Source organism: Herbaspirillum sp. ST 5-3, assembly GCF_004804275.1.
GTDB lineage: Bacteria > Pseudomonadota > Gammaproteobacteria > Burkholderiales > Burkholderiaceae_D > Noviherbaspirillum.
This window is the reverse complement of sequence record NZ_STGI01000019.1, coordinates 84,876-103,357: the sequence shown is the minus strand read 5'-3', so window position 1 is coordinate 103,357 and position 18,482 is coordinate 84,876. Positions and strand designations below refer to the sequence as shown.

Below are 18,482 nucleotides of genomic sequence, written 5' to 3'. Positions count from 1 at the left end.
AAACCATTTGGCTGCAGCCATCATCGTGTTTCGTAAGGTGCCGATGAAGGTCAACATAATTTACGGATAGGTTCTAAATTATCACCATCATGTGCGGATCATTTCTTCAGTCGCACTTAATCAAAAACGGCAAAGGATCGAACCATTTTCCCTCACCTTTACCTAGGCTTTGACTACACCTGGCTTCAAAGTGTAAGTGCGCACCAAAGGGCGGGCCTTTTCGTAAGCCGACCTGAGTCATACCCTTGGCATTACCGGTGTCACCACTCTTACCTATTATTTGACCCGCAATAACTGGTAGGAAACGCTTTCCAACTCGCGATACGCCAATTTCGCTTAGATGTGCATACATGAAGTAAACAGTGTCATGTTTGACGTCATCAATGGAGCGTGCATGGCGCTTTTGTGGTTCGGGTAAGTCATTGATGTTCACCTTCAGTAAAATCACATTTCCATAATTGCTTCCACGGCCTGCGTAGGCTATCTCACCATTTGCTACTGCCTTGACGGGAGTGCCCAGAACGGCGTCGAGATCAATACCGGTATGCCTCCCGCCGCGTCCGCGAAATAAAGACTTTCTTCGCGCATTCGTAGGGTTATCGATACTGTCAGCGTATCCTCCGACACGTATGGAGCATCGTTCTAGTGGATCGCTCCAGCTTGGTACTCCTCCCACGCCTTCCGGAGGGCCAACTTCGTGACTTGTGGTGGCTGGTTTGACGTTCGAAGGTTTGCTTAACGGTTCTTCCTGAAGGACGTGCCTGTCTTTGGGTTTCTCGATATCGATTCTAGCGACCGTATGAATTACGTCATATGCGGAACGCTCGCTATATCCGTCACGTTTCAGCATGAAATTTTCGACTCGTACGGCTAGGTCTGTATGATTGGCAAGAAAATAGTAATACGCCTTTACATAGTCGCCGTCAAAGCGATCGGCAAGGGCTTTGGCCTTGTCAGTGCCTGTATCTGTTTTGCTTTTGAACTGTTTTGCCAATTTGTTTTTAACGTCTGTGCGTGTCGGTTTCGCTGTCTTTCCCAACATGCCGGTCAAATACAATAGCCCGTCGCTTGGTCCCTCGTGATGCATGACGTAAGCAATCTTGACCTTCTCATCTGGAGGAAATCCTGTAACGTCAATGTTGTTCCTTTTGAGATAGTCAAGATTGTCTTCTGCATACGCACCGATTGCATCAACCGAATAACCTCCGTTGTCACGCCAGCGCAAAATAGTCTCCAGCATGGCATTACTGACTTCAGTTTTCTTCTTGCCATTGATCTCGTACAGCTTCCCTTGTGCGGCCTCCAACTTGTTCGCCCCGGTAATTTTCAATGCTTCGGCATTGCCTAATGTGCCGGTCTTTGCGACATATTGAAACCACGCCGAAGGAAGAAACTGCCCCAGCCCTCGTGCCGATGAGCCATCCGAGGCGGATGTTTCTATCCAACGGCCATCTTTCGCCTTCGCCGCTTCAGCATGAATAATGGCGGCGAGCGCATGCGGCGTGAAATGGTACCGTTTTGCCGCATCGATGATCGCCTGCCGAAATTTCTCGTTTCCCTTTTTTAGGTAGAGGTTCTCGCTCGCGAACAGCGGCGCGGTGATGGTCGTCGGGTGGCCGTCACTGGTCCGTGCATCCATTTGGATTGATGTCGCCGGCACGTCAGGCAAAGGCTTGGATGGCCTTGTTGGGGCGGCTGGCTGGGGAGTTTGTCTCTTGATATCTGCACCGATGCGCTGATCCGGAATAGTCGTCGGGCCGGTTTTGCGTACGGTTCGACCTTTCAGCAAATCGGTGCCGATATTGATCTGCAGGAGTTTTTCTCCGAGGGGAAGAATTTGTTTGTCGAAGATCGATTGCCATTTCCCTTCGATGTTTTCAAATTCAATCTTCAGGCCCTTGGTGTGATCCTGAATGGAGAGTCCGTGTATCCAGCCTTGTTCATCTGTTTTCGTTTCAGACGTTTTCCCGTCGTGCGTCAGTCGGATTTTCGTGTGCCTTATGGGCTTGCTGCTCAAGCCGATAATCTTTATGTCAAGCCGCAAGTCCGGGGCGGGTTTTCCATCTGGCAGATAGATTCTCTGACCGATGCTGATAAAATTTTTCCGTTTTCCCGTCAAACCATTGTGTGCAGCCAACTGCTCGACGCTGTAGCCGAAATGTTTGGCGATCCCCCATAGCGAATCGCGATGCTTGACAGTATAGTAGCGGCCTTCCATGTCTGATTCTCCTGATTATTCGCCGTGCCGATCATGGTGTTCGTCTTCGAACACCTCGTCGTCATCGTCTTCGGCAATATCGTCATGCGTTTCGTAGAAGTGAAAGATGCTGTTCTCGAGTCCCATCACAGCGATGTATTGATCTGATACGTTTTGCACTGGCATGGGGGATGAATGGCCGTTTGATGCGATTACGCTTGACCACTTTTTGGTTTTTTCCGAAGCATCGAAGACCACGACATTCGCACCTTCAATTGGTACGCCGTCCAATCCCTGCAGCACGAATTTCCTCGTATGAGGTAAATCGCTGGCCGGCAACTCAGGAAGCTGAGGATTCATTCTCGTCGGCCCCGCAAAACTCTTGCTCGCCCCCTTGATCGAAATCGTTCCCGGACAGGCAAACGTGATATTTCCGCCCTCGATCGTGACGCTCGCGCCGCCCTCCGTGCACAGCGTGATGCTCTTGGCCGCCGCAAAATCCACATGGCTGTTCACGCTCGCCAGCTTCACCAGTTCCTTCGCCGCCAGCCTTATCTCGCCGCTCTGCGCCTGCAATTCCACATCGCCCTGACCCGCATACAGCTTGATGCCGGTGTTGTCTTCGCCGGCGCTCACCGCGCCGGCCAGCAGGCCGATTGCCTGGCCGCTGTGCAGTGTCAGGGTGTCGCCCACGGCCAACTGCATGTCGCGCCCGCTTGCGAGGTGAGTGACTTCGCCCGCTGCAACATGCATGCCGTCGGACGCCGCCACACCGATGCCCGCCTGCGCGGTGACGACCACCAGCGGCGCGCGCATGTGCGGTACTTTTTCGCCGTGTCCATCGATGCTGCCGTCGCGCGCGTCGACCATGCCGGAGATCTTGCTGAGCATCGCGTCGATCGGCGCCTGCTTGTCGTCCAGTTGGCTTTGCGACGTTGCGCCGTTGAGCGCGCCGCCTTTGACGAGGATGAACTGCACGGTTTGGTGCGTGGCCGCCGCCTGATTGAATGTTTGGGCAAATCCCTGGGCCTGCTTGAGCAGGGCGATGCCGGGCGCGTTGTCACCGGCAGGTTCCGGCTGGCCGTCGGGCGTGCTGCCGACATAGGTGCTGATCAGGATGCCCTTGCCTGCGCGAATGGCGCCGTAGGCGTCGGTGCGCAGTTCCCAGCCCGTTCCCCGGAAGCTGCCGCGGTAGTTGTCGGCTTGATGGATCAGGTGGCCGAGATTCAGTTGTGTGGCGGCGGTGTCGGTGGCGAGTTTCGTTCTCAATCGGCCGCTGCTGTCATCGAAGACGAGCTGGTTGGATTGTCGGCCATAACCGTCGGCGCCGAGGGCGACCGATTTGAAGCCGGACAGGAAGGCGTCATGCCGGTGGTCGGCGGCGGCGCCATGCCAGGCGGGCGAGGCGCCGTTGCCGATCTTGTTGTCTTGCGCGGCAGGCGAGTGGTCACCCGCCTGCGCGAAGGCGCCGGCGTCGTCCTGCCCCTGGCCGTTGTAGAGCACGCCGGCGACGATGGGTCGGTCGATGTCGTTGTCGAGGAACTTGACGAGCACTTCTTGGCCGATGCGCGGGATGAACTGGGCGCCGTAGCCGGGTCCGGTGGCCATCTGCAGGACGCGCACCCAGCAGGTGTTGCTTTCTTCCTGTTGCCAGTGGAAGCGGATGCGAATGCGGCCGAGATGGTCGGTGTGAACCGTGCCGGCGTTCGCGCAGGAGCCATCCGGCCCGACCACGATGGCGCTCTGGCTGCCCAGTGCAGTGGGCCTGGGGTTGAGGCGCAGTCCGGTGTCGTCGGCGAGCGCGGGGCGCCAGGGGATGTCGGCGCGAATCGCGCTGAAGCGGTTGGCATAGCCGGTAGCGGCGGCGCTGCGCAGCAAGCTGTCCCAGCCGTCGGGATCGTCGCCCGGCTGCGCGTCGAGCGGGCGTTTCATTTCGGCCGGGAGATTGTTGATGCCGGCATGCCGAATCTCGAGCAGGGTGAAGCGGCGCGGAGCAGTGCTGTCCAGCTGGTCCAGCGGCGAGCCGGTCAGGCTGAAGGCGGTGCCGGTGCGGAAGGCGCGCACCGCGCCGTGGCCGAACCAGGTCTTGAAGCGCGCGTCGGCGGCTTCGCGCAGGAGGCCGGCGTAATGCTCGGCTTCGTCGTGGTCGGCGAATGCATAGGTGCCGGACCAGTCGTAGCTTTCGATGCGCGCGACCTGCTCGTCGGCGAACTGGTGCGCGGTGGGCAGCGCGGTTGCGGTCACGCGCTTTGCCTTGTAATCCCAGCTGGCAATGGTGGTGGTGGCCGCCTGCAGCCGGCGTTGCGCGCCGAATGCCTGGATGCTGTCGGCCTGCTCGACGGCGGCATTGCGGTGAAAGCGGATGCCGCCCTGCGTGGCCGGGTCTTCCTCGAAGGCGGTGGAATCGGCGAACAGGACGAGGCGATGATGCGACATGGCGCTGTCGTCGCCGGTTTGCTCGAAATAGAAGCCGATGCCTTCCTCGGCGAGGATGCGCGACAGGAAGGCGTAGTCGGTTTCGCGATACTGGCAGCAGTAGCTGCGCGGGCGCAGGCCGGCGAGCAGGGCGTCGGCATCGGGCGTGATGCGCCAATTGCTGCGGGGACGGTAGGCGGCCAGCACGTCGTCGATCAGGTCGCGCACCGCGATGTCCTGGAACACGCGCGAGCGGCGTTGATGCTGTGCCAGCGCCAGCCACGGGACCAGCGTCAGGCGGTAGCGCGCCAGCCCGCCGTCGGCGCCGAGCTGGGCGACGGCCGATACATAGCCGGAGCGCGCGCATTGACTGCCATCGGCCAGTCGGGTGTGCAGCACGGCCTGTTTGCCGAGCAGGGACTTGAGTTCGAGGTGCGTGTCGGTGGCCAGGCAGTCGACCTGGAATTCGTACAATGCGGAGAGTTCTTCCTTGCCGGTGAAGCGTTCCACCAGCAGCGTGTCCTTGCCCAGCGGCGTGTCGATGTCATATAGACGGGTGTCGGAAGTGAAGGCGGCCAGAGGCGCGTAGAACAGGCTGGCGCCGTGCGACAGGGCGGACATGGAACACCTCGGAGGGCAAGATTCAGAGGCGTTGATTAAAACACAATAATTATCTAAATGGCAACTATATGAGAGGATGCATGCCGCCCGCGGTCTCTGCTACACCGTACGCGAGGTACGGTGAGCATCACAGCCCTTGGCTACTGCGGCTGTTCCTGCCGCAGGCGCGCAACGCGCTCCCTGAGTTCGACGGACGCCTCCCCACGTACAGGCTCGGGAAAGAGATCCAGCCGGTTCACCACCGAACTCAACACCTTGCCATAGTCTCTTTGTGGCAAGGTCTGGGCGGAATCGAGAATGGTACGCAAGGCTTCCATATGATTGTCCAGCATGGCCGGTACGCTTCCGGCAAGCATCCCCACGATCACCTTGCGATGTTCAGGCTGCCATTGTGAGGTGATGTCCAGCGCGGCATGCACGGCAGGCATTTGCTGCTCCGCCGACAGCTCGTCCACATGTGTGGTGAACGCCGGTTCCTGCCAGTCCGCCTGTTTTGGAATCTGATCGGCGCAATACATCGCCTTGATCTTGAAAGCGGCGAACGATTCGAGCGGTGGCATCAGCCCGACCTGCACCACCATCGCCTGCTTCATCGGATCCCTGTTCTCGGGATGCAAGCCGGTAGCGCGTATCGCCATGGCGCGAAAGTTTGGCAGGCGGTCGTCCGGCGGGAGCTCGCCGATTTTGTTGGTGAGTGCTACCAGCACCCTCGCTTGATATCTCTCCGGAATGCCGTCGAGTTTTGCGCGCAGTTCCTGGAAGCGTGATGTCCCATGCTCCGCGCCTGAAAAAGCCTCGATCCCCTGATGCAGCTCCCGTTCCTTGGCGAGATAAAACAAGGGTGTGCCGCGGGCGGGCATGCGCCTCGCTGCACGAATCGAATCAGGATGCAGCGGCAACGGGGGGGCAGCTGCGCCACGCGATTCATCGGGTGAACTCGCGGACGCTATTGACCCAGAGGACGACAGTGACCCGGATCCGGCCGAGGATGTGGCGCCTGCCGATCTGCTACTGCGCTCGCTGCCAGAGGGCGATGGCGCCGGCGAGGGCACCAGTAAAGGCAAGCTCGTCCTTTTCATACAGTCCTTTCATCGGTTGAAGTGACGGCAATTGCCTGCATCACGCCTTCTGCATGCACCAAGGAGCATGCACACGGATGAATGGCGTCAATACGGCGAGATAGCCGGTGAATGGAAGCTGTGTGGGAAGTGCAGACAAGCCGGTTCCTTCAAGCCCGGCATTTCGTCATGCGGCGTGTATCGTCGCGGGGCCGTGCCGCCGCCGGGTCGCGGGGCAGAGGCTAGGGGGGCGACTACCGGGGCAGGCGCGCGAATCGATCAATGAGTTCGGCAGACACTGCCGGCCGGACCGCATCGGGGAAAGCGTCCTGCCGATCTTCCATCAGGTACAACAAACCCTCGTAGCTTCTTTTCGGCAATTGTTCGGCAGAATCCAGCACAACGCGCAGGGCTTCTACCTCGTTGCCGCGCAGGTGCGGCAACGTCGCGGCAAGCGTTCCGATCACCGGCTCGCGATGTTCGGGCTTCCATTGCGAAATGGTGTGCAGGGCGGCATGAACGGCGGGCAATTGCTGGCTGGGAGGCAATTCATCCAGATTTCGCGCCAACGCCGGCTCCCGCCAATCCGCCTGCTGCGGTATTTGTCCCGAGCAGTACATCGAAAAAATTGTATGAGCCGACACGAGCTCAAGCGGCGGCATCCCTTCTGACTGCCTCTCCATTGCTTGCTGCACTGCATTCCTGTTCTGTGATTGCAGATGCGATCCCGCGATCGCTATCGCGCGAAAAGCTGCCAAACGATCACCCCGCGGAAATTGATCGACCTTCTGCATCAGCGCCACCAAGGCCTTGGATTGAGACTTGCCCGGCATTTCGTCGAGCTTGCCAAGCAGTTCCTGCAAGCGGGGCATTCCATGCTCAACGCCAGAAAAGGCGTCGATCTCCTGATGCAACTGCCTTTCCTTCTCCTGATACAGCGCCCGTTCCTTCTTGAGATGAGAGGAGATCGTGCCATGCATCGACTTGTTCGCCGCGCTCAGATTCGCGGCTGCGGCAGGCGGCAAATGTTCCGCAATTTTTCTCTGCAACTCGCTCGGCAGTTCCTCCAGCGGGGCCTGCTGTGCAGGCGATGCAGCCGCGCTTCCCAAGCCACCTCCATTCGCGCCGGCGTATCTGGAAAGCGCTGCTGTGGATTGTTTCAGAATGCTATTTACGAGTCCCATACAACCCCCCTTCAGTTGATCCGGTGTGGCACCGGATAACAGTGAGTGTCCGAATGGAAATGTCGGTTCCCATAAAGGGGACATGCGTCGTGTGCGATGTCCCGGATGGCTATTTCAGACGATCAACGACCTGCTCAGACCGCTTCCAGGAAACAGAATCCGCACACGCCCAGCGTGACCTGCCGCTTGTGGGTAGTCACGCTTTGCCCCGACAGCATGTCCTTGAAGTCGGGCGCCGGCATCTGCTTCGGCGTGACGTCCATGTTGAACAGGCACACCAGTTCGCGTCCTTCATGCTGCCGTGAAAAGGCGAGCACGCCTTCCGGTGCATCGATCAGGCGTATCGTTCCCTGGCTCAATTCCGGGCGTGCCTTGCGCAGCGCGATCATCTGGCGCGCGAAGTGCAGCACCGAACCCGGCCGCGCTTCCTGGCTTTCCACATTCAATTCGCGATGCACCTCGTCCAAAGGCAACCACGGTTCGACCTGGCTGAAGCCGCCGTGCACATGGTTGGTCCACGGCATCGGCGTGCGGCAGCCGTCGCGGCCCTTGAACTTGGGCCAGAAGTTCTTGCCGAAGGGATCCTGCAGGCGCTCGTAGGGTACGTTCGCTTCGGGCAATCCCAGTTCCTCGCCCTGATAGAGGCAGATGTCGCCGCGCATCGCGAACAGCATCGCGAGCAGTTGCTTGGCGGTCAGCACGCGATCGCGGCCGTTGAGCCAGCGTGTCGCGACGCGCGGCTTGTCATGATTGCTCAGCGCATAGCAGGGCGAGGCCGGCACCTTGATCGAATCCTCCAGCGTGGCGATCACATTGCGCACATACGCGGCGCTGCTTTCCGGGCGCATCATGGCAAAGCTGTAGGCCGAATGCAGGCGCGTCGCGCCGGTGTATTCGCCCATCAGCTTGAGCGCGTCATGCCCGCCCACCTCCGCCAGGCTGAATGCGCCGTATTCATCGAGCAGGCCGCGCACCTTTTCGAGGAAGGGCAGCATCTCCGGTTGCGCCTGGTCGTACACATGCACCTGGTAACCATAGGGATGCAGCGCACCGCTGTTGTCTTCACGCGGCGGATTGCTGCGTAATTGCAGGTCTTGAAAGATGTGATTGCAGGCATCGAATCGAAAACCCGACACGCCCATCTCCAGCCAGAAACGCATGTCGGCCAGCACCTGTTTCTGTACATCGGGATGGTGCATGTTCAGGTCGGGCTGGCTCGGCAGGAAGGAGTGAAAGTAATACTGACGCCGACCGGCATCCCATTGCCATGCGGGCCCGCCGAACACCGATACCCAGTTGTTGGGCGGCGTGCCATCCGGATTCGGATCGGCCCACAAATACCAGTCTGACCTGTTGTTTTCCTTCACGCGGCTTTGCACGAACCACGGATGTTCTTCCGAGGTGTGCGAGATCACCATGTCGACGATCACGCCAAGGCCGAGCGACTTCGCGCTTTGCAGCAGGCTCTTGAAATCGTCCATGCTGCCGAAGATCGGATCGACTTCGCGGTAGTCGGCAACATCGTAGCCGAAGTCCTTCATCGGTGATTTGAAGAAGGGGCTGATCCAGATGGCGTCGACGCCGAGGCTCTTGATGTAGGAAAGCTTTTTCTCGATGCCCACGAGATCGCCGATTCCGTCATTGTTCGCATCAAAGAAGCTGCGTGGGTAAACCTGATAAATGATCATTGACTGTCTCACAAAACGAAATCATTTCGACAGGCCGCGCCGCATTTCACGCGCATGCACGGCTCACCGACACAACGACAGTATTGCTGTTGCCCGAAGGAATTGTGAAGCAAGGTAGACTGGATCAGGGATCTTTTGTTCCTCGCTAGCAACGCACTTGCGAGAACGACAGCGCGGCATGCGCGCTCGCGACGGAAATCTTGCGATTTCTGCATATCGTCCTGAGAACAAATTGCCGGTTTGGATGCTCTATTTGGAAAGACGTGGGCGCTCGCCTATAACGATGACGTGCAGCCTCTTTTCAATTCAGCGATCCAGCTCATGACGATTGTTCCATCGACGCTTTTCCTGCCCAGAATCTATTGCCTTCCCTCGCAGCTCGCCGGTTCGGCTTCCGGACTGGAAAAGCATCTGGACCGATGCATGAAGATGGGATTCGACCATCTGCTTGTCCCCATGCATTCCACGCATCGTCGCCCCGGTGACGATAGTGTTTATCTGTCCGATGAAGCGATTGCTGCGCTGGCCAGGCTGTGCGTGAAGAAAAAGTTGCGTCTCTTGCTCGACCTCGATATCGCGGCCATCAGCGCGGACGATTCCATTCTGGAAAGCCATCCCGACTGGTTTTCCAGTGGCGAGTTCGACGACCTGCCCGATCCGCGCCGGGCCGGACCGCCACCACGCAGCAGGGTGCTGCGCCTCGCACAGGCGGACATTGCCGAAGCCGTCTCCGCCTATTGGCAGCAGCGCATGCGGCCGTGGCTGCATGCGGGCGTGACCGGATTTCGCTGCATGAATGTCGCCGCCGTGCCGCCATCCTTCTGGCAACAGTTCATCGGCAGCGTGAAGACTTCGCAAGCGGCGGCGCGCTTTCTCGCATGGACGCCCGGCTGCACGCCGCCGCAACTGCAGGCATTGGCGGGCTGCGGCTTCGATGCCACCTTTTCCTCCTCGGCATGGTGGGACTACCGCTCGCACTGGATGACAGAAGAATATGCGCGCCTCAATCTCGTCGCGCCGCCGATCGCGTTTCCGGACAGCCCGGACGAGCCGGTGATTGCGCGCATTCCGGGATACGACGAGATGGCCTTGCGGCGCGGCATGCATCTGCGTGCGCTCGGGCTTGCCGCAGCCATCGGCAACGGCATGCTGATGCCGATGGGATTCGAGTACGGCATGACGTCGCCGGCCGGCGTGCCGGGCGATGATCTGCCAGCGACGGAAACGCCGGACCGCGACGCCGCATTCGATCTCACCGACGAGGTCGCGCGCCTGAACGAATTCATCGCCGCAGGCATCGGCAGCTTTTACGCGGCATCGCTGCGCATGCTGAGCGGCGAAGGCTCCGGCATTGCGGTGCTCATGCGCAGCGTGACGTCTCGGCGCGACACCGGCGGCAAGGCGCTGCTGATCCTCGCCAATGCCGATGTGTCGCACGCGTGTACCGTGAGCGAAAACCAGTTGATGGAACGCGCCGACGGCTTTGTTCCGCATGAGCGCATCTGGCCCGCGACCGACGCGCCCATGCACACGATCGAACTCGCGCCCGCCGGCTTGCAGTTCTTCAGCACGCGGCGTCTGCCGCCGATCCTGATGCCGCTGCCGGAAGGCGATCAGCCGGTCACTGCTGCAGTGCGTGCGCCGCGCATCGCGATCGAAGCGATCACGCCCTCGGTCGACGAGGGCCGCTTTCCGGTCAAGCGCACGCTCGGCGACGTGGTGCATATCGAAGCCGATGTCTTCGTCGACGGCCATGAAAAGATCGCAGTCAGTCTCTTGTGGCGCGCGGCCGACGAGGCCGACTGGCACGAGATGCGCATGCATCCGCTCGGCAACGACCGCTGGTGCGCGACGCTGCCGATGACACGCATCGGCCGCTATCTGTTCACCGTCGAGGCGTGGCGCGATGCCTTCGCCACCTATCGCGACGAACTGGAAAAGAAGAGCACGGCCGGATTGAATGTCGCACTGGAACTGGAAGAGGGGCGGCTGCTGGTGGAGGCGGCCGCGCGCTATGCCGACCGCAAGCGCATCGCGCGCGCCGCTGCGCCCTTGAAGGCACTGGCGAAGATGCTGAAGGAACGCGCGCCCGCCGACAAGGCCAGCGACAAGGTCGGCGAGCACGGCAATGCGCACGACAGCGAGCGCATCGCCGCGCTGCTGTCGGAGCCGACCGCCGAAGCGATGCGCCTTGCGGATGCGCGGCCTTTCGCGGTGCGCAGGGAGCCGCCCTTGCGCATCGATGTCGATCGCAGCGCGGCGCGCTTCTCCAGCTGGTATGAATTGTTTCCGCGCTCGCAAAGCGGCGATGCGGCACGGCATGGCAACTTCGACGATGTGATCCGGCGCCTGCCGGCCATCCAGGCCATGGGTTTCGACACGCTGTATTTCACGCCGATTCATCCCATCGGCAGGAAGCATCGCAAGGGCCGCAACAACAGCCTGACGCCGGGGCCGGACGATCCCGGCAGCCCGTATGCGATCGGCGCGGAGGAAGGCGGGCATGACGCGATCCATCCGCAGCTCGGCGCGCTGGAGGATTTCCGGCGCCTGCGCGACGAAGCGGCGAAACACGGGCTGGAGCTGGCGCTGGATTTCGCGATCCAGTGTTCGCCCGACCATCCCTGGCTGAAGGAACATCCGGAATGGTTCGCGTGGCGGCCGGACGGCACGATACGCTATGCGGAAAATCCGCCGAAGAAATACCAGGACATCGTCAATGTCGATTTCTATGCGAAGGGCGCCCTCCCCGGCTTGTGGTCGGCCTTGCGCGACGTGGTGCTGTTCTGGGTCAACGAAGGCGTGCGCGTGTTCCGCGTCGACAATCCGCACACCAAACCGCTGCCGTTCTGGGAGTGGCTGATCGCCGACATTCGCGGCCGCTATCCCGACACGATTTTCCTGTCCGAGGCATTCACGCGGCCGAAGATGATGTATCGCCTTGCCAAGGTCGGCTATGCGCAGTCCTATACCTACTTCACCTGGCGTCATAGCAAGGAAGAATTCACGGCCTACCTGACCGAGCTGACGACCACCAAGGCGCGAGAATTCTTCCGCCCGCATTTCTTCGTCAACACGCCGGACATCAATCCCTATTTCCTGCAGCGCTCCGGCCGGCCGGGTTTCCTGATCCGCGCCGCGCTGGCGACCATGCTGTCGGGGCTGTGGGGCATGTACAGCGGCTTCGAGCTGTGCGAAGCCGCGCCGGTGCCGGGCAAGGAAGAGTACCTCGACTCCGAGAAATACGAAATCCGTGCCTGGGACTGGCATCGTCCGGGCAATATCGTCAGCGAGATCTCCGTGCTCAACCGCATCCGCAGCGAGAACCCGGCGCTGCAGTCGCATCTCGGCATCCGCTTCCTGAACGCATCCGATGACCACATCCTGTATTTCGTCAAGTCGACCGAGCCGGTCGGCAGCGGCCGCCACCACTTCGGCGACAACATCGTGCTGGTGGCGATCAATCTCGATCCGTTCGCGCCGCATGAAGCCACCATCGAACTGCCGCTCTGGGAGCTCGACCTGCCGGACGACGGCGCGCTCGAACTCGAGGACCTGGTCAATGGCCGCCGCATGACCTGGCAGGGAAAGTTCCAGCAACTCAGGCTGGACCCATTTGTCTGTCCGTACGCGATCTGGCGCGTGCGGCATAAGGGGATGTAAGCATGGACATCGGCAATATCAACATCGAACGGCGCAAGTCGGTCAGGAGCGGCCCGGCCGCCCGGCGGCGCATGCTCTTCAACGAGGATCCGCTGTGGTACAAGGATGCCGTGATCTATCAGGTGCACGTCAAGTCCTTCTACGACGCGAACAACGACGGCATCGGCGACTTCGCCGGCCTGATCGAGAAGCTGGATTACATCGCCAGCCTCGGCGTGAACACCATCTGGCTGCTGCCTTTCTATCCCTCGCCGCGGCGCGATGACGGCTACGACATCGCCGACTATCGCGGCGTGCATCCCGACTACGGCACCATGGCCGATGCCAAGCGCTTCATCGCGGAAGCGCACCGGCGCGGCTTGCGCGTCATCACCGAACTGGTCGTCAACCACACCTCCGATCAGCATCCGTGGTTCCAGCGGGCACGCGCCGCCAAGCCGGGCTCTGCCGCGCGCGATTTCTACGTCTGGTCGAACAATGAAGAAGCCTACGCCGGCACGCGCATCATCTTTTGCGATACCGAGAAATCGAACTGGACCTGGGATCCGGTGGCCAATGCCTTCTACTGGCATCGCTTCTATTCGCACCAGCCGGACCTGAACTTCGACAACCCGCAAGTGCGGCGCTCGGTGCTTTCCATCATGTCCTTCTGGCTCAACATCGGCGTGGACGGGCTCAGGTTGGACGCGGTGCCCTATCTGATCGAGCGCGAGGGGACGACCAACGAGAACCTGCCCGAGACGCATGCCATTCTGAAGGAAATCCGGGCCGAACTCGACCGCGGTTTCCCGGGGCGCATGCTGCTGGCCGAGGCCAACATGTGGCCGGAGGACGTGCAGCCCTACTTCGGCGACAACGACGAATGCCACATGGCCTTCCACTTCCCGCTGATGCCGCGCATGTACATGGCGCTGGCGCAGGAAGACCGTTTTCCGATCACCGACATACTGCGCCAGACGCCGGAGATTCCCGCCGCCTGCCAATGGGCGATCTTCCTGCGCAACCACGACGAGCTGACGCTGGAAATGGTGACCGACAAGGAACGCGACTATCTCTGGAACTACTACGCATCGGAAAAGCGCGCGCGCATCAACCTCGGCATCCGTCGCCGCCTGCTGCCGCTGCTGGAACGCGACCGTCGCCGTGTCGAGCTGCTGAACAGCCTGCTGCTGTCGATGCCGGGCACGCCCGTCATCTACTACGGCGACGAGATCGGCATGGGCGACAACATTCACCTCGGCGACCGCGACGGCGTGCGCACGCCGATGCAATGGACGCCGGATCGCAACGGCGGTTTTTCGCGCGCCGATCCGGCCAAGCTGGTGCTGCCGCCCATCATGGACCCGCTGTACGGTTATGAGGCGGTCAACGTGGAAGCGCAGAGTGCCGATCCGTATTCGCTGCTGAACTGGATGCGGCGCATGCTGGTGGTGCGCAAGCAGCATTGCGCCTTCGGCCGCGGCAGCCTGTCCCTGCTGTATCCGACCAACCGCCGCATCCTCGCCTATCTGCGCGAATACCGCTACGCCGAAGGCGAGGACGGCGCCGAGACCATCCTGTGCGTCGCCAATGTGTCGCGCTCCGCGCAGGCAGTCGAGCTCGACCTGTCCTCCTACGCGGAACAGGTCCCGGTCGAGATGATCGGCGGCTCGGCCTTTCCGCCCATCGGCCAGCTGCCCTATCTGCTGACGCTGCCGCCTTACGGTTTCTACTGGTTCCTGCTCGCCTCCAAATCGCGCATGCCGGGCTGGCATACGCCGGCGCCGGAGCCATTGCCCGAGCTGTCGACCGTGGTGCTGCGGCAAGGCCTGCCGGAAATCCTCGAGCCCGCGCGGCGCGGCCTGATCGAGAAAGACGCCTTGCCGGCCTACCTGCCCAAGCGGCGCTGGTATGCCGCCAAGCAGGAGAAGCTCACTGCGGTGCGCATCGCCCATGCGACGGCGCTGCCCGCGTCGCAGGCGCGGCCGCATGTGATGCCGACCATGCTGGCGGAAATCGAAACCACGACCGCCAGCGGCAGCGAACGATACTTGCTGCCCTTGGGTTTCATCCGCGAAGAGGACATCGTCACCGCGCTGCCGCAACAGCTCGCGCTCGCCCGCGTGCGGCGCGGGCGCTACGTCGGCTACCTGACCGATGCCTTCGCGCTGGATTCCTTCTCCTATGTCATCGTGGATCTGCTGCGTGCGCGCACCTCGCTGCCCTCGGACGACGGCGAGGTCCGCTTCATTCCGACCGAGGCGCTGGACAAGATCGAACTTCCGAGGGAACCCGCGATCCGCCGCATGGCGACCGAACAGTCGAACAGCTCGCTGGTGATCGAAGACAAGATGGTGCTCAAGCTGATTCGCCGCCTGTCGTCCGGCGTGCATCCGGAAGCGGAAATGGGCCGCCACCTGACCGCGCTCGGCTTTGCCAACACGCCGCTCATGCTGGGCGAGGTGACGCGCTTCGCGCAGGACGGCACGCAGGTCACGCTGGCGATCATGCAGGAGTACATTCACAACCAGGACGATGCGTGGCAATGGACGCTCGATACGCTCACCCGCGCCGTGCAGCAATCGACCGCCCCTGAAGCGCCCGGTACGCCGGAACTGACCAGCGAAATTTCCGACCCGCAGACCGAACTCAGCGGCCTGGCGACCATGCTCGGCCGCCGCCTCGGCGAGATGCACGCCGCCCTCGCCAGGCCGACCGACAATCCGGACTTCGCGCCCGAGGCCGCCACCGAAGAGGACACCCGACGCTGGGCGTCCTGCGCGCGGCAGCAGATCGAGGCGGCCTGCGAGGTCTTGCGCGCGAAGGCGGGCTGGAGCAATGCCGACGAGGAGCGCCGGGTGGCACGCCTGCTCGGCCAGCGCGATCAACTGATGGAGAAGGCGGACGCGCTCGCAGCGGCCGGCCTCGGCGCGCAACGCATGCGCATCCACGGCGACTTCCATCTCGGCCAGGTGCTGGTGGCGCACGGCGATGTCTACATCGTCGACTTCGAAGGCGAGCCGGCCAAGCCGCTCGAACAGCGGCGCGCCAAGAGCAGTCCGATGCGCGATGTCGCCGGCCTGCTGCGCTCCTTCGATTACGCGGCGGCCTTCGCCAGCAAGGCCGGGCCGGCCGACCTGAGCGAGGAGGCCGAGCTGCGCAAGCAACAGATCATCAAGGACTTCGTGCCCAAATCGCAACTGGCCTTCCTGGAGGCGTATCAGGAGGCCGCCTATGGCGGCACGCCGCGCTCCGCCGAAGAGGCCGAGCGCGCCTTGCTGCAGCTGTTCATGCTGGAGAAGGCCGCGTACGAAGTCTGCTATGAGGCAGCCAACCGGCCCGACTGGATTTCGGTTCCGGTCAATGGCATGGCCAAGGTTGCCGAACAGTTGCTGGGCGCGACGCAAGGAGAATTACCGAATGACTGAGCGGACTGAAGAACTTCCCGGCATCGAGGCGGCGACGGTTGATGCCCTGCTGCACGGCCGGCTGACCGATCCTTTCGGGCTGCTCGGCCCGCATCGCGTGGGTGACATGGCGGTGGTGCGCACCTTCCAGCCGGGCGCATGGGCGGTGGACGTGATGACCCGCGACAAACGGGGCGACGGCGCCGGCGAGGTGATCGACTCCCTCTACAACCTGCACAACAGCGGCTTCTTTGCCAGCACCGCGCCGCTGCTGCCGCACGGCATGCCCTACCTGCTGCGCATCACCTGGCCGGAAGGCGAAGGCGGCGAGCTTGTGCAGTACACCGAAGACCCGTACGCCTTCGGCCTCCTGCTCGGCGATCTCGACCTGCATCTGCTGGCCGAGGGAAAACATCGCGAGCTGGGGCGCTGCCTCGGCGCCAATCCGATGACCATCAGCGGCATTGCCGGCACCCGCTTCGCGGTCTGGGCGCCGAGCGCGCAGCGCGTCTCCGTGGTCGGCGACTTTAATCTGTGGGACGGGCGCAGGCACCCGATGCGCCTGCGGCACGAGGCCGGTGTGTGGGAGCTGTTCATTCCGCGCGTCGGCGCCGGGGAGCGCTACCAGTACGAGATCCTCGGCCCCGACGGCAATCTGCTGCCGCTCAAGGCGGACCCGGTGGCGCGCGCCACCGAGACGCCGCCCTCGACCGTGTCGGTGGTGGCGTCCGATACGCCCTTCCACTGGAGCGACGAAGCATGGATGGCAAGCCGCGCGAAGCGGCAGCGGCCGGATGCGCCGCTGGCGATCTATGAAGTGCATGCCGGCTCCTGGCTGCGCATCATGGAAGAAGGCGGGCGCAGCCTCAACTGGCATGAACTGGGCGACCGCCTCATTCCGTATGCGCAGGGCATGGGCTTCACGCACATCGAATTCCTGCCCATCATGGAGCATCCCTTCGGCGGCTCCTGGGGCTATCAGCCGCTCGGCATGTTCGCACCGAGCGCGCGCTTCGGCACGCCGGCTGCATTTGCATCCTTCGTCGATCGCTGCCACGCCGCCGGGCTGGGCGTGATCCTCGACTGGGTGCCGGCGCATTTCCCATCCGACCCGCACGGCCTGGCGCGCTTCGACGGTACCGCGCTGTACGAGCACCAGGACCCGCGCGAGGGATATCACCAGGACTGGAATACGCTGATCTACAACCTCGGACGCAATGAGGTGTCCGGCTTCCTGATCGCCAGCGCGCTGGAATGGCTTGAGCATTTCCATGTCGACGGCTTGCGCGTCGATGCGGTGGCTTCGATGCTGTATCGCGATTACAGCCGCAAGGAAGGCGAGTGGATTCCCAACATGTACGGCGGCCGCGAAAACCTGGAAGCAATCGCCTTCCTGCGTCATCTCAACGAGGTGGTGGCGGAACGCTGCCCCGGCGCGATGACGCTGGCCGAGGAATCGACCGCCTGGCCGGGCGTGTCCGCGCCGGTGTCGGAAGGCGGCCTGGGCTTCCACTACAAGTGGAACATGGGCTGGATGCACGACACGCTGCGCTACATCGGCACCGATCCGCTGTTCCGCCAGCATCACCACAATGACCTGACCTTCGGCATGGTGTATGCGTATTCGGAAAGATTCGTGCTGCCGATTTCGCATGACGAAGTGGTGCACGGCAAGGGCTCGCTGCTCGGCAGGATGCCCGGCGATGCCGCCCAGCGCCTGGCCAACCTGCGTGCGTATCTCGGCATGATGTGGACCCATCCGGGCAAGAAGCTGCTGTTCATGGGCTGCGAATTCGGACAGGAATCGGAATGGAACCATGACAGCTCGCCGAGCTGGAACCTGCTCGACAGCCCGGCGCATCGCGGCGTGCAGCGCCTGGTGCGCGACCTCAACCGTCTCTATTGCGGTGAGCCGGCTCTGCATCGCAAGGATTGTTCGCCCGAAGGTTTTTCCTGGATCATCGGCGATGACAGCGCCAACAGCGTGTTCGCCTGGCTGCGCAAGGGCGACGTGGAAGACCCGCCGTTGCTGGTAGTCCTGAACATGACGCCGGTGCCGCGCGAAGGCTACCGCATCGGCGTGCCGGCGGACGATCCGCATTCACCCGTGATGTGGCGGGAAGTCCTCAATACCGATGCCGCCGCCTACGGCGGGAGCGGGCGCGCCAATGCCGGCGCGGTCCACAGCGAACTGCAGGCCAGTCACGGCATGGCGCAATCGCTCGTGCTCACGCTGCCGCCGCTGTCCGCGCTCGTCCTCAAGCGATGAG

The 18,482-nt window shown here is 61.9% G+C and carries 8 protein-coding genes; 3 read left to right on the top strand and 5 right to left on the bottom strand.

Annotated features, from left to right (window positions below):
- Positions 1-106 precede the first annotated feature (106 nt).
- The 5 genes from E6W33_RS25230 to E6W33_RS25210 all read right to left on the bottom strand — a co-directional run bounded on the left by E6W33_RS25230 (position 107) and on the right by E6W33_RS25210 (position 9,163).
- Positions 107-2,218, bottom strand: a complete 2,112-nt coding sequence (locus E6W33_RS25230) for a peptidoglycan DD-metalloendopeptidase family protein (protein WP_136420141.1) — start codon at positions 2,216-2,218, stop codon at positions 107-109.
- A gap of 15 nt (positions 2,219-2,233) precedes the next feature.
- Positions 2,234-5,233: a type VI secretion system Vgr family protein gene (locus tag E6W33_RS25225; protein WP_211097425.1), complete on the bottom strand. Its 3,000-nt coding sequence runs from the start codon at positions 5,231-5,233 to the stop codon at positions 2,234-2,236.
- Positions 5,234-5,373: 140 nt separating this feature from the next.
- Positions 5,374-6,093, bottom strand: coding sequence for a hypothetical protein (locus E6W33_RS25220; protein ID WP_136420140.1), 720 nt, complete (start codon positions 6,091-6,093; stop codon positions 5,374-5,376).
- Between the two features lie 452 nt (positions 6,094-6,545).
- Entirely contained in the window at positions 6,546-7,400 is an 855-nt protein-coding gene (locus E6W33_RS25215; protein WP_168798761.1) for a hypothetical protein, read from the bottom strand.
- A gap of 209 nt (positions 7,401-7,609) precedes the next feature.
- Complete coding sequence (locus tag E6W33_RS25210; RefSeq protein WP_136420138.1) at positions 7,610-9,163, bottom strand: alpha-glucosidase; 1,554 nt, start codon at positions 9,161-9,163, stop codon at positions 7,610-7,612.
- Between the two features lie 321 nt (positions 9,164-9,484).
- Between E6W33_RS25210 and E6W33_RS25205 the strand changes: the two genes are divergently transcribed.
- The 3 genes from E6W33_RS25205 (at position 9,485) to glgB (ending at position 18,481) form a co-directional block, all read left to right on the top strand.
- Entirely contained in the window at positions 9,485-12,826 is a 3,342-nt protein-coding gene (locus E6W33_RS25205; RefSeq protein ID WP_136420137.1) for a maltotransferase domain-containing protein, read from the top strand.
- A 71-nt stretch (positions 12,827-12,897) separates the two neighbouring features.
- Positions 12,898-16,233 (top strand): maltose alpha-D-glucosyltransferase, encoded by a 3,336-nt coding sequence (gene treS, locus E6W33_RS25200; RefSeq protein WP_136420149.1) that lies wholly within the window; start codon positions 12,898-12,900, stop codon positions 16,231-16,233.
- Positions 16,226-18,481, top strand: a complete 2,256-nt coding sequence (gene glgB / locus E6W33_RS25195) for a 1,4-alpha-glucan branching protein GlgB (RefSeq protein WP_136420136.1) — start codon at positions 16,226-16,228, stop codon at positions 18,479-18,481. The genes treS and glgB overlap by 8 nt, the downstream gene beginning before the upstream one ends.
- Position 18,482: the final 1 nt, after the last annotated feature.

Excerpts from the sequence above, each read along its gene's own strand:
- treS (WP_136420149.1), top strand. The coding sequence starts at position 12,898 with ATGCTCTTCAACGAGGATCCGCTGTGGTACAAGGATGCCGTGATCTAT.
- E6W33_RS25220 (WP_136420140.1), bottom strand. The coding sequence starts at position 6,093 with ATGCCCGCCCGCGGCACACCCTTGTTTTATCTCGCCAAGGAACGGGAG.
- E6W33_RS25210 (WP_136420138.1), bottom strand. The coding sequence starts at position 9,163 with ATGATCATTTATCAGGTTTACCCACGCAGCTTCTTTGATGCGAACAAT.
- E6W33_RS25205 (WP_136420137.1), top strand. The coding sequence starts at position 9,485 with ATGACGATTGTTCCATCGACGCTTTTCCTGCCCAGAATCTATTGCCTT.
- glgB (WP_136420136.1), top strand. The coding sequence starts at position 16,226 with ATGACTGAGCGGACTGAAGAACTTCCCGGCATCGAGGCGGCGACGGTT.
- E6W33_RS25230 (WP_136420141.1), bottom strand. The coding sequence starts at position 2,218 with ATGGAAGGCCGCTACTATACTGTCAAGCATCGCGATTCGCTATGGGGG.
- E6W33_RS25225 (WP_211097425.1), bottom strand. The coding sequence starts at position 5,233 with ATGTCCGCCCTGTCGCACGGCGCCAGCCTGTTCTACGCGCCTCTGGCC.